General features: G+C 68.5%; 10 protein-coding genes. 4 read left to right on the top strand and 6 right to left on the bottom strand.

From position 1 onward, the window contains the following. Positions 1-158: 158 nt before the first annotated feature. Complete coding sequence (locus RTO53_RS03505; protein ID WP_312236497.1) at positions 159-1,793, top strand: NAD+ synthase; 1,635 nt, start codon at positions 159-161, stop codon at positions 1,791-1,793. A 36-nt stretch (positions 1,794-1,829) separates the two neighbouring features. On the opposite strand, the gene RTO53_RS03500 is transcribed toward RTO53_RS03505, so the two are convergent. Continuing rightward, the gene (locus RTO53_RS03500; protein ID WP_312236496.1) at positions 1,830-3,071 is read right to left on the bottom strand and encodes a lipase family protein; all 1,242 of its coding nucleotides are present in this window, start codon (positions 3,069-3,071) and stop codon (positions 1,830-1,832) included. 187 nt (positions 3,072-3,258) lie between these two features. Beyond that, the gene (locus RTO53_RS03495; protein ID WP_312236495.1) at positions 3,259-4,143 is read right to left on the bottom strand and encodes an outer membrane protein assembly factor BamD; all 885 of its coding nucleotides are present in this window, start codon (positions 4,141-4,143) and stop codon (positions 3,259-3,261) included. Positions 4,144-4,259: 116 nt separating this feature from the next. Between RTO53_RS03495 and rluD the strand changes: the two genes are divergently transcribed. Genes rluD through RTO53_RS03480 form a run of 3 tightly spaced genes read left to right on the top strand, consistent with a single transcriptional unit; the run spans position 4,260 to position 6,461 of the window. Beyond that, on the top strand, positions 4,260-5,255 hold the full coding sequence (gene rluD / locus RTO53_RS03490; RefSeq protein ID WP_312236494.1) for a 23S rRNA pseudouridine(1911/1915/1917) synthase RluD: 996 nt from the start codon (positions 4,260-4,262) through the stop codon (positions 5,253-5,255). Continuing rightward, positions 5,255-6,034, top strand: coding sequence for a peptidoglycan editing factor PgeF (gene pgeF / locus RTO53_RS03485; protein WP_312236493.1), 780 nt, complete (start codon positions 5,255-5,257; stop codon positions 6,032-6,034). The genes rluD and pgeF overlap by 1 nt, the downstream gene beginning before the upstream one ends. A 4-nt stretch (positions 6,035-6,038) precedes the next feature. Further along, a complete protein-coding gene (locus RTO53_RS03480) occupies positions 6,039-6,461 on the top strand; it encodes a thiol-disulfide oxidoreductase DCC family protein (RefSeq protein ID WP_312236492.1) in 423 nt (140 codons plus the stop codon). A gap of 7 nt (positions 6,462-6,468) precedes the next feature. Here the strand turns inward: RTO53_RS03480 and RTO53_RS03475 are convergent, their stop codons facing one another. The 4 genes from RTO53_RS03475 to otsB form a co-directional block, all read right to left on the bottom strand. Next, positions 6,469-7,812, bottom strand: a complete 1,344-nt coding sequence (locus tag RTO53_RS03475) for an OmpA family protein (RefSeq protein ID WP_312236491.1) — start codon at positions 7,810-7,812, stop codon at positions 6,469-6,471. A 386-nt stretch (positions 7,813-8,198) separates the two neighbouring features. Continuing rightward, positions 8,199-9,563 carry an alpha,alpha-trehalose-phosphate synthase (UDP-forming) gene (gene otsA / locus RTO53_RS03470; RefSeq protein ID WP_312236490.1) on the bottom strand — a complete coding sequence of 455 codons (1,365 nt, stop codon included), beginning with the start codon at positions 9,561-9,563 and terminating at the stop codon, positions 8,199-8,201. Further along, complete coding sequence (locus RTO53_RS03465; RefSeq protein ID WP_312236489.1) at positions 9,560-11,341, bottom strand: glycoside hydrolase family 15 protein; 1,782 nt, start codon at positions 11,339-11,341, stop codon at positions 9,560-9,562. The genes otsA and RTO53_RS03465 overlap by 4 nt, the downstream gene beginning before the upstream one ends. 76 nt (positions 11,342-11,417) lie before the next feature. Next, positions 11,418-12,176, bottom strand: coding sequence for a trehalose-phosphatase (gene otsB / locus RTO53_RS03460; protein WP_312236488.1), 759 nt, complete (start codon positions 12,174-12,176; stop codon positions 11,418-11,420). Between the last annotated feature and the right edge of the window lie 304 nt (positions 12,177-12,480).

Below are 12,480 nucleotides of genomic sequence, written 5' to 3'. Positions count from 1 at the left end.
CTGCTTCAACGGTAGAGCCGAGCCATGCTCGGCTGCTTCAAACAGAAAGGCCGCCTCCGGGCGGCCTTTCTGCGTCTGGCACCGGACACATCGATGTCCCCCCTCCATGCATGGCGTGGATCTACAATGAGCGTATTGCAACCACTGGCTGGACCTTCATGGCTTCGATCCGCATCGCGATGGCGCAGTTTGATTTCCCGGTGGGCGCGGTGGCGCAGAACACCGACAACATCATCGCGATGATCGCCGAGGCGCGCGATGAGTACGGTGCCGAGCTGGTGGTGTTCCCGGAACTGGCGATCAGCGGCTACCCGCCGGAAGATCTGCTGCTGCGCCCCGGCTTCCTGTACGACTGCGAGCAGGCACTCAAGCGCATCGCCGCAGCGACCACCGGCATTGCCGCCGTGGTCGGCTGGCCGCAGGCGGCCGGCGCGGTGGTGTACAACGCGGCCAGCGTGCTGCGCGACGGCAAGGTGGAACAGACCTACCGCAAGCGCGAGCTGCCCAACTATGCGGTGTTCGACGAGCGCCGCTACTTCGACGTGGATCCGGACGGCGGCAGCTGCGTGTTCGAGCTGAAGGGCGTGCCGGTCGGCGTGCTGATCTGCGAGGACCTGTGGTTCGCCGAACCGCTGGCCGATACCGTGCGCGAAGGTGCGCAGCTGGTGTTGGTGCCCAACGCCTCGCCGTACGAGCGTGGCAAGCATGCCCAGCGCGATGCACTGCTGGCCGAGCGCACGCGTGAGAGCGGGGCGGCGATCGCCTACCTCAATGTGGTCGGTGGCCAGGATGCACTGGTGTTCGATGGCGCCTCGGTCGTGGCCGACGGTGACGGCACCGTGCACCCGGCCGCAGCGGCGTTCACCGATCAGTGGCTGGTGGTGGACTATGACGCGCACACGCGCCGTTTCCTGCCGCGCGAGTGGATCGACGACGGCGACGAGAGCATGGACGCGCTGGCCTGGCGCGCGGTGACCCGTGGGATCCAGGATTACTGCCGCAAGAATGGCTTCAAGAAGGTGTGGCTGGGCCTGTCCGGCGGCATCGATTCGGCGCTGGTGCTGGCGATGGCGGTGGATGCGCTGGGCGCGGACAACGTCACCGCCGTGCGGCTGCCGTCGCGCTATACCGCCGACATGTCCAACGACCTGGCTGCCGAGCAGTGCCGCGCGCTGGGCGTGAAGCTGGACGCGGTGTCGATCGAGCCGGTGTTTGAGGGGTTGATGGCCGCGCTCGGCCCGATGTTCGAGGGCCAGGCTGCCGACGTCACCGAGGAGAACCTGCAGTCGCGCAGCCGCGGGGTGATCCTGATGGCACTGTCGAACAAGTTCGGCGGTCTGCTGCTGACCACCGGCAACAAGAGCGAGTATGCGGTCGGTTACGCGACCATCTACGGCGACATGTGCGGTGGCTATGCGCCGCTGAAGGACCTCTACAAGACCGAGGTGTTCGGGCTGTCCAAGTGGCGCAACACCGTGGGCGGCGCACCGGTGATTCCGCCGGCGGTGATCAGCCGCCCGCCCTCGGCCGAGCTGCGTGACAACCAGACCGACCAGGACTCGTTGCCGGCCTACGACGTGCTCGACGGCATCCTGTACCGCTACGTGGACCAGGAGCAGTCGCGCGAGGAGATCGTGGCCGCCGGTTACGCCGCCGAGGTGGTGGACCGCGTGCTGCGCCTGGTGCGCACCAGCGAGTGGAAGCGCCACCAGGCCGCACCGGGCCCGAAGGTGTCCCGGCGTGCGTTCGGGCGCGAGCGCCGGTATCCGATCAGCAACGGCTACAAGGGCTGAGCCGGGGCGGCGCCGACAGACGCCGCCCCGATCGGGTCAGCGCAGCGCGTCTTGCGGCAGCGTGTCGATGCCGTCGGAGGCGCGGGCGACGTCGGCCGCGCTGACGTTCCAACCCGGCAGGGCTGCACCAGGCGTGGTGCGTAGGCGCGCCTCGACGAAGGCCAGGACGTCCGCACTGGCCGCATGCAGGCTTTCGGGGTGGGTGGCCGGGTAGCTGCGGAAGCGCAGCGGCTGCTGGTTGATGGCCAGCACCAGCCCGTACAGCAGCGTGCCCAGATAGGCCACATCCGTATCTGCGCTGCCATGGGCGAGCAGGAAGGGCTGGTCGAAGCCGCGCAGCGGCATCGCCAGGTAGCTGTCCAGGGTCGTGTTGATGCCCGGGAGGGTACTCAACGGGGTATGGAAGTACTCGGCCAGCGTGACGCCTTCCAGTTCACCGGTCAGCTCGGCCAGGCACAGCTGCCGGGCCTGCGCCAGCCGTGCGCGGCCCACGTCGGTGAGCAGGTCGGCGATACGGGGTTCGGCCTGGATCAGCCCGTTGATCAGATAGGTCAGGTAGGCGGTACTCCCGGCGCCGAGTTGCTGGGTCGAGCCCGGTCCCAGGCCGCGGGTGGTCAGGTTGACCCAGGCCGGGGTGCCGGTGCCCACCGCGCCGCGGAAGTCCAGCGCCGGCCCGCCGAGCTCGGTGGCCACGCTGGCCGCATATACCGCCGCGCCCGCGCCCTGCGAATACCCCACCGAGACCCAGCGTGGTGCCAGGTGGCGGTTCACCGGCAACGCGGCATTGAGCTGCTGGCTCGCCTTGACCATGTCCACGATGTTGTGGGCCACGCTGGGGCCGTGCAGGTAGGCATGTTCGCCGGGCGAGCCCAGCCCCTGGAAATCCGAGGCGACGATCGCATAGCCCTGCTGGAGGAACAGGTCCAGGTAAGCGGCGTCGCGCGCCGGGTGGGTCGGACCGCCGGCCGAGGGCGCGCACCGGTCGGCCGTGCCCTGGGTGCCGTGCGCCCAGGACACCACCGGCCAGCCGCCGACCGGGGCCGGGCCCGACGGGAGCATCACCAGCCCGGTCGCCAGCGCAGGACGCTGGTGCAGGTCGGTGGTTGCGTAGGTGAGCTTGTAGGCCTGGTCGGCATGCCCGGGCAGCCAGTCGGCCTGGAAGCGGGTGCTGGCGATCAGCTGGCCGGCGTCCTGGGCCAGGGCGGCGAGCGGAGACAGGGCCAGCAGGGCGCAGAACAGGGTGGTGGCGCGGCGTCGGTGACGGTGAAGCTGGGTCATGGGAGCTCCCTGCAGGCCGGGATGGCCTGCTTCGAGCGCGGCAGTCTGCGTGGGGAGCCCGCCTCGAGGCTGGGATGGCGGTCGCAGCTCGCCGTGTATTCAGCCTATTCCTAGGCAGGGCGCGACCGCCTGCCCCACAACGCAAAAGGGCCCCTTGCGGGGCCCTTCCGGGAGGACGAGGACACGCCTACTTGCGGTTCATCGTCGCATTGCGCTGGCCGGTACTGGCGGACTTCTCGCCGGCAAACGGGTTGAGCTTGCGGACCATCCACGGGTACTTCGGCCACTTGCCCTGCAGCCAGGGATGTTCGGGCTGGTTCAGCTCCAGCACGCGGCGGGCGTCGTCGGCCAGGGTCTTGTTGCCCAGGTGGGTATAGGCCTCGCCCAGGGCGGCAACCGCATCGTACTGGAAGGCGCTCTGCGGGTAGGTTTCCAGCAGGTAGTTGGCGCGGCCGGCGGCCGACACCCAGGCCTGGCGGCGCAGGTAATACAGGGCGTTGTCCAGCTCGTGCTGGGCGAACACGTCGCGCAGCTCGATCATGCGCTGGCGCGCGTCGGCGGCGTAACGGCTGTTGGGGTAGCGGTCGACGACGATGTTGAAATCGGCATAGGCCTGACGCGGCGTGGACAGGTCGCGGCGGCTCGGGTCCAGCGACCACACGCGGCGCAGGAACACCGTGTTGCGGTTGCCGTTGGACAGGCCACGCAGGTAGTACATGTAGGCGATGTTGCGGTGGGTCGGGTAGGTACGGATGAAGCGGTCCACGCTGGACACTGCGTCATCGTGCTTGCCGGCCTTGTACTGGGCGTAGGCGGTTTCGATCATCGCCTGCTCGGTGTACGGACCATACGGATACTGGGCGATCAGGCGCCGGAAGCTGGCCTCGGCCCCGCTCCAGTTGCCGCCTTCCATCAGGCGGTGGCTCTTCTCGTAGATCTTCTCGACCGGCTGGCCTTCATCCGGGTTGTCACCCTTGGTGCCGCGATGGCAGCCAGTGGCGACAAGGGCCAGGACCAGCAGCAGAGCGGCGGTGCGGACGTGCGCGGACAGCGAAAAAGAGCGTCGGATCATGGGGTCAGGGCGGGACGCGGCTGGAATACGAGGGGTCGATGATAGCCTAGTGGCCTGTCCTGCGACTGAAAGTGGTTGCCCGGACCCCAAATTTGTCTCCCTGCGGTGCTTTCCCCATGTCCGATAATGCTTCTGAATCCGAATCCCCCCGCCAGGCCGTGGTGCCCGACACCGCCGCCGGGCGCCGTTTCGACGCCGTGCTGGCCGAGCTGTTCCCCGAATTCTCCCGGTCCAAGCTGACCGAGTGGATCAAGTCCGGCGACGTCCTGCTGGACGGCGAGCAGGTCCGCGGGCGCGACCCGGTGCGCGGCGGTGAGGTGGCCAGCCTGCATGTCGTGCTCGACACCCAGACCCATGCCGAGCCGGAGGACATCCCGCTGGAGGTGCTGTACGAGGACGAGCATGTGTTCGTCATCAACAAGCCGGTTGGCCTGGTGGTGCACCCCGGCGCCGGCAATCCCACCGGTACGCTGGTCAACGCACTGCTGTTCCGCGACCCGTCGCTGTCGGTGCTGCCGCGCGCGGGCATCGTGCACCGGCTGGACAAGGACACCAGCGGCGTCATGGTGATCGCACGGACCATCCAGGCGCAGACCGCGCTGGTGGAACAGCTGTCGGCGCGCCAGGTGCACCGACAGTATCTGGCCATCGTGGTGGGGGCACTCGTCTCCGGGGGCACCGCCGATGCGGCGATCGACCGCCATCCGCGCGACCGCGTGCGCATGGCCGTGCGCGAAGACGGCAAGGATGCGATCACCCATTACCGCCTGCGTGAGCGCTTCCGTGCACACACCGCGCTGGAATGCCGTCTGGAAACCGGCCGCACCCACCAGATCCGCGTGCACATGGCGCACCTGCGCCACCCGATCATCGGCGATCAGCTGTACGGCGGCGCGTTGAAGCTGCCCAAGGGCGCCAGCGATGAACTGGTCGCGCAGCTGCGCGGCTTCAAGCGCCAGGCGTTGCACGCGGAAACGCTGGAGTTCGTGCACCCCATCACCGGTGAGACGATCACCAACAGCGCACCGCCGCCGGCCGACATGCAGGCGCTGATGCAGGCGCTGCGCGAAGACAGCAAGCGCTTTGCGGAGCTGGAGCGCGGGCGCCGCTGATGCAGACACCGGTTCCGCTGCTGGCGGCCGACTGGCCGGCCCCGCCCGGGGTCAGCGCCGTGACCACCCTGCGTTTCGGCGCGGGGGGATCGCTGCCGCCGTTCGACCAGTTCAACATGGGCAACCGTTACGCCGCCGACGGCGACGACCCGGCGCAGGTGCAGCGCAACCGCGACCTGCTGCAGGCCGGGTTGGCACTGCCGTCGGCGCCGCATTGGCTGCGCCAGGTGCACAGCACGACGGTACTGCGCTTCGATGCGCCGCCGACCGCGGTCGGTGTGGATGTCGAGCCTACCGCCGACGCGGCGGTGACCTCGGTGCCGGGCGTGGTGCTGGCCATCCTCACCGCCGACTGCCTGCCGGTGGTGTTTGCCGCCCGCGACGGTAGCGAGATCGGCGCGGCCCATGCGGGGTGGCGCGGTCTTGCCGACGGCATGCTGGAGGCGACGGTGGCCGCCCTGCATACGCCGGCCGCGCAGCTGCAGGCGTGGATGGGTCCGGCCGCAGGCCCGGCACATTACGAGGTGGGCGAGGACGTGTTCGCCGCCTTCTTCGATCACGATGCGGGGGCGCAGGCCGCGTTTGTCGCCACCCGCGCCGGGCACTGGAAGGTCGATCTGTACGCGTTGGCGCGGCGACGCCTGCACCGCGTCGGCATCGACCCGGCGCAGATCAGCGGTGGGCAGCTGTGCAGCATCGCCGAGCCACGGCGCTTTTATTCGCACCGCCGCGACCGGCGCACCGGACGCATGGCGACGCTGGCGTGGATCGGGCCCTGAGCGCATGAACGGCAACGACGCGAGCGCGGAGGCTGGGGGCGTGATCGTATTCGACGGCGTGTGCGCGCTGTGCAGCCGCTGGGTGCGTTTTCTGCTGCGGTTCGACCGGCGTCGGCGCTATCGCTTTGCCGCGATGCAGGGCGTGCACGGGCGCGCCTTGCTGCAGCAACACGGCCTGGACCCGGATGATCCGCTGTCGTTCCTGCTGCTGGAGCAGGGCAGGGCCTGGACCGATACCGATGCAATCCTGCAGGTCGTGGCCGGGCTCGGCGGGGCGTGGCGATGCGTCACGCTGCTGCGGGTCCTGCCGCGCGCGTGGCGCGACCGTGCCTACCGTGCGCTGGCACGCAACCGTTATCGCTGGTTCGGACGGCATGACCGCTGTTACGTGCCGGCACCCGGGCAGGCCGCGCGCTTCCTGGACTGATCCGCCCTCACTGCGACTGCATCGCCACCGCGTCGCCGGTGCCTGCGAACGTGGCGGGGCGGAGGACGCTGTAGCGGATGCGCCGGTTGCGTGCGCGGCCCTCGTCGCTGCGGTTGTCGGCAACCGGGTGCTCCTGCCCGTAGCCCACGGCGACCAGCATCGATGCCGGCACCCCGTGCGCCTGCAGTACCTGCACCACCGTATCGGCACGCTGCTGGCTGAGCCGCAGGTTGGCGACCGCGTCGCTGCCGCTGTCGGTATGCGCGCCGACTTCGATCCGCGTGCCCGCCGGTGCCGCTGACAACGCCGCGGCGACCGCCCGCACGGTATCTGCGCAATCGCCGGTCAACGTGGTGGAGCCGGGGGAAAATTTCAACGTGGTCTGGTTCAGTGCCTCGATGCGCTGCTCGGTGTCTGCCCGCGCAGGCAGTCGGGCCAGCGCGGCCAGGCCGGGGCCCCATAGTCCGGTGGTCTGAAGGTCGCTGAAGTCGCGTCGCAACAGGTCCGATATCGCCAGCCGCCGGGCAGGGTCCATGGTGCGGGTATCGACCTGCAGCTGGTCGCCGTCGAAGGCCAGCGACAGGCCGTCGCCGGCCAACTGCGGCAACCGGGGGGGCAGGCGGTCCAGCCAGCGCGGTTGCCGCGTGGCGGGGTCCAGGGCGATCTCGGCGTGCACGTTGGCCCTGCCGTGAAAGGCCACCAGCGCGTTCCAGACCTGCCGCCGCGCCGCCTCGCTGGGCAGGCGCCCCTGCACCTGGACGCGGTCGCCCCGCTGCTGCAGCCACAAGCGGGCATCGCGCTGTGCGCTGACAGCCGGGGTGGCATCGCGCGGTGCACGCATCGTCAGGTACACCCACGCGGTGGCGCTGATCAACGCCGCGCCGATCAGCAGCCACAGCATGCCCCGCAGGGCCAGTCCGTGCATTGCGCGCGAGGGCACCGCGCCGCTGATCAGACGGCGCTGCAGGTGCGGTCGCGGGGCGCCTGCGGCAAGGCGCGCATGGCCCTGTGGTGGGCTCAGCAGGGCGATCAGGCCAGGCAGCAGTTCGCAGGCGATCACCCGGAAGGTTCCCGGTGGGAACCCGGTCCTGCGTGCCAGCGCGGCGAGTGCCTGCGGACCGACCGCCAGCATCAGTTCGCTGGCCAGGATCGGCTGCGGTGGCGTGTCCGGGTGCTGCCAGGAGCGGAACTGGCTGCCCAGTCCGGCCTGCTCGAACTGTTGTTCCAGGCCGTCCAGGCCCAACGGGTGCGACGCCACCCAGGCCACCAGTGCCCCCACCACGCTGCGCGCGCGGTAGCCCAGGTCCAGTCTTACGGCGGCATCTTCGATCAAACGGTCGAGCGCTGACATGCAATCAATCCCCTTGGAAATTCCGTGCACGTTGCGGTGCATGAACCTGCCCATGCGATATCGATGGGCTCTTGGGGGCGTCACTTTGGTCAGGCGCCGTCAATACGAAATGAAATTTTTCAGGTTCTTTCGCTTTGACGGCGGTGGCGTAGGCGATGATTGAATGTATCTATCGCCGCAACTGTTTGTGCGGCCACGGGTTTCGACGCTACGGCGGCTGATTGCGTCAGCATGCGACGCCGCGGCAAGGTCAACGCACAATTGTTTCATCCGCAATCAATTCGCGCCAAATGCGTCGTTGGCCGCGCGGCCTCCGCAGCATCGCGAATGCTGCGGACGATGTGGGCGTGGGTGTGCCGACGTGGTGCAAGCGTGGGCCGTCCGGTTCAGCCCTCCAGCGCCTGCAGGTAGGTCTGCCGCCAGTGGTTGATGTCGTGCGCGCGCAGGTGTTCCATCATCGCCTGCCAACGCTCCACGCGTTTGCGCAGCGGCATGGTGGCGGCGGTGGCGATGGCATCGGCGACGCCATCCAGGTCGTGCGGATTGACCAGCAGCGCCTGCTTGAGTTCATCGGCCGCGCCCGCCAGCAGCGACAGCACCAGCACACCGGGATTTTCCGGGTCCTGCGAGGCCACGTACTCCTTGGCCACCAGGTTCATGCCATCGCGCAGTGGCGTGACCAGGCCGACCGCGGCGGCGCGGTAGAAGCCGGTCAGGGTGGCGTGGGTGAAATTCTGGTTGACGTAGCGCAGCGGAGTCCAGTCAGGCGCGGCATGCCCGCCGTTGATGTGGCCGGCGATCTGTTCCAGCTGGCTGCGCAGCTGGCGGTACTCGGTGACGTCGCCGCGCGAGACCGGCGCGATCTGCAGGTAAGTGAGGCTGCCGTGCTGGTCCGGGTGGCGTTCCAGGTAACGCTCGAAGCCCATGAAACGCTCCGGCAGGCCCTTGGAGTAATCCAGGCGGTCCACACCGATGGCGAGCTGGCGGTCGCGCAGGCTGTTGCGCAGGTCACGCACGGCCGGCTTGTTGGCGCCGGCCTTGGCCTGGCGCGCGATGTGCTCGGTATCGATGCCGATGGGGAAGGCGGCGGCACGGAAACGGCGACCGCCCGGGGCCTCCAGTTCGCCATCGGCCAGCACCCGACCGCCGCCGAACAGGCGCACGTAGGACTGGAAACGGTCGGCGTCGCGCTGGGTCTGGAAACCGACCAGATCGTAGGCGTACAGGCTGGAGAACAGCCGCAGGTGGTCGGGCATGGCCTGCAGCAGGTCGGCCGAGGGCATCGGCACGTGCAGGAAGAAGCCGATCCGGCAGCCGATGCCGCGCTCGCGCAGCAGCGACGCCAACGGGATCAGGTGGTAATCATGGATCCATACGATGTCGTCCTCGCGCAGCAGTGGCGCGAGTTTTTCGGCGAACAGCGCGTTGACCCGCCGATAGGTTTCGCGGGTGGCGCGGTCGTAGTCGACCAGGTCCAGGCGGAAGTGCAGCAGCGGCCACAACGTGCGGTTGGCAAAGCCGTTGTAGTAGCCGTCGACGTCGCGCTTGTTGAGGTCCATGGTCACATAGCGGATATCGCCTTCGACCTGCTCATGCACCGCGCCGCTGTTGTCGCGTACCGATTTGCCGCTCCAGCCGAACCAGACGCCGCCGCGCTCCTTGAGCGCGGCGAGCAGGCCGACCGCCAGCCCGCCGGCGCGGGTTTCCCCGGGCACCGCGACCCGGTTGGAGACCACCACCAGCCGGCTCATGACGCCTCCTGCCAGCTGCGCGACAGGCGCATGGCGGCGGTGATCAGGCCGACGTGCGAATAGGTCTGCGGGAAGTTGCCCCACGCCTCGCCGCTGTCGAAGGCCAGGTCTTCGGAGAGCAGGCCCAGATGGTTGCGGCGCTCGAGCAGGGTCTCGAACATCTCGCGTGCTTCGTCCAGGCGGCCGATCGCGGCCAGCGCGTCGATATACCAGAAGGTGCAGATGGTGAAGCTGGTTTCCGGCTCGCCGAAGTCATCGGGCGCCACGTAGCGGTACAGCGCGTTGCCATGCTTGAGATCGCGGCCGATGGCCTCGACCGTGGCGACAAAACGCGGGTCGTTGGCCTCGATGAAGCCGATATCGGCCAGCAGCAGCAACGACGCGTCCAGGCGATGACCGTCGAAGGTATCGGTGAAGCGCCCCAGCTCCTCGCTCCACGCCTTTTCCAGGATGCGCGCGTGGATGATGTCGGCGCGGCCGCGCCAGTAATCGGCGCGGTCATCCAGCTTCAGGCGCACGGCGATCTTGCACAGCCGGTCGCACGCGGCCCAGCACATGGCGCTGGTGTAGGTGTGCACTTCGGTGCGGCCGCGGAATTCCCACAGGCCGGCATCGGGAACGTCGTGCAGCGCGAAGGCCTGCTCGCCGAGCGGTTCCAGCCGCGCGAAGGTATGCGCGTCGCCCGGGTCCTGCAGGCGCTGGTCGAAGAACAGCTGGGTGGAGGCGAGCACCACGCTGCCGTAGACATCGTGCTGGCGCTGCACCCAGGCCAGGTTGCCGCGACGTACCGGGCCCATGCCGCGGTAGCCGTCCAGCGACGCTACTTCGGTTTCTTCCAGCTTCGCCTCGAAGCCGATGCCGTATAGCGGCTGCAGGCTGCCGTCGGTGGTGGCCAGGTTGAAGATGTAGCCCAGGAACTGCTCCATGGTGCGGGTGGCACCGAGCCGGTTGAGCGTGCGCACGACGAAGGCGGCATCGCGCAGCCAGCAGTAGCGGTAATCCCAGTTGCGGATGCTGCCGGGCGCTTCGGGAATGGAGGTGGTCATCGCGGCGATGATCGCGCCGCTGTCTTCGTACTGGCACAGCTTGAGCGTGATCGCGCTGCGGATCACCGCGTCCTGCCACTCCAGCGGAATGGACAGATACCGCACCCACTCGCGCCAGTAGTCGCGCGTGCGCTGGAAGGACTCCTGCACATAGCCGCTGAGCGAGCGGTTCAGCGATTCGTCCACGCCCAGCACCAGGTTGACCGGGTGGCTGAGTACGAACGGCAGGCCATCGCGGACGAACCGCAGCGGCACGTCGGTGGTCAGGCGCAGTACGTGGTCGGGCAGCACCCAGCGGATGTGGTTGCTGCCCCAGGTGGCGTCGGGCACGCGCGCGCCCCAGTCGGCGAGCGGCCGCGCGCGCACGATGATGCGCGGGTTGCCGGCCAGCGGGCGGACCTGGCGGATCAGGCTGACCGGACGGTAGAAGCGGTCGTTCTGGCGCCAGCGCGGGGCGAAATCGATGATTTCCAGCGCGCCGCCGTGCCTGTCGTGCAGCACGGTGCGCAGGATGGCGGTGTTGGTCAGGTAGCTCTGCTCGCTGCTGACCAGATCCTCCAGTTCGATGGCGAAATCACCGCCTTCGTTCTGGTTGGGGCTGAGCAGGGCGCAGAAGGTGGGGTCGCCGTCGAAGGTGGGCAGGCAGCTCCACACCACGCGTGCGTGCGGGTCGATCAACGCGCCGAAGCTGCCGTTGCCGACTACACCAAGATTAAGATCAGGTTGGGTCATGGGTACTGCATCTCGTTCGGGCCGTGCCACCGCAGCGGATACAGCGGGGCGGCATCGGTGGGGTAAAGGGCCGGGGTCAGTACGCGTTTTCCCGCAGCCAGGCATGCACGCTGCGGATATCCGGCAGGGCGAAGACGGCGGCGCTGGGGCTGCGTCCGCCGACCAGCACGCTCCAGCCATGCTGGGCGTTGGCGGCATCGAAGCCGAATTCGTCGGTGAGATCGTCGCCGAGGAACACCGGCAGGCGGCCACGGAAGGGGTATTCCTGCATCAGCTGTTGCAGGGCGCGGCCTTTGTCGCTGCCCTGCGGGACGAATTCGACGACGTGGTCGCCGGGTTGTAGGCGGTAGCCGGCATGGCCGCGGATGTGGCGGTCGGCGAACGCGCGCACGTCGTCGGCGGCATGCGGAGCACCGCGCCAGTGCAGGGCCAGGCTGCGGCCCTTGTCTTCGACCAGCACCCCGGGATTGCCGTGCGCGAAACGCATGGCCTGTTGATGTACGGCATGCAGCCATTCGCTGGTATCGGCGCTGTTGGCCTGGCTGTCGACGTGGCCATCGGCACGGCGCAGTTCGTGGCCGTGGAGGCCGGCGGCGGGGAGGTGCAGGGGCGCGAAGAGTTCGTCGAGCTGGTTGAGCGGGCGACCGCTGATGAGGGCGACGGCGCCTTCGAGGCGATCGCTGATGCGGCCGATGGCTTCGCGGACTTCAGGCAGCAGCGTGACCGCTTCGGGGTCACGCTCGAATTCGATGAGGGTGCCATCCACGTCGAGGAACAACGCACAGGCATCGTCCAGCAGTGGCGGCGACGGACGCGGGGGGAGGTCGTTGGCCATATGCGTCACGATGCCAGCCACGGCGTGATTGTCAGGTCATGGCAGTGTGCTGTGCCTCATTTTTACGTGTGCGAAGGGCAGCAACCCGCCTTGGTCGGGACACGCCCTGAACCCATCCAAAGCGCTCGTCCGCGAAATCGCTGCTGTGCACGGTCCGGCCGAGGCGGGGTGCGCCTCTTTCTTCCAACATGGCGTGCGCCGGGCGAAGAGCAGCCGACCATGGGTCGGCTCTACCGTACCTCATCACCATCGGTAGAGCCGGGCCATGCCCGGCTGCAGCAATGATCAGAACGTATACCGCACG

This window comes from Stenotrophomonas sp., assembly GCF_031995405.1.
GTDB lineage: Bacteria > Pseudomonadota > Gammaproteobacteria > Xanthomonadales > Xanthomonadaceae > Stenotrophomonas.
Note: the sequence above shows the minus strand (reverse complement) of the source record. Positions and strands in the feature narration are given on the sequence as shown.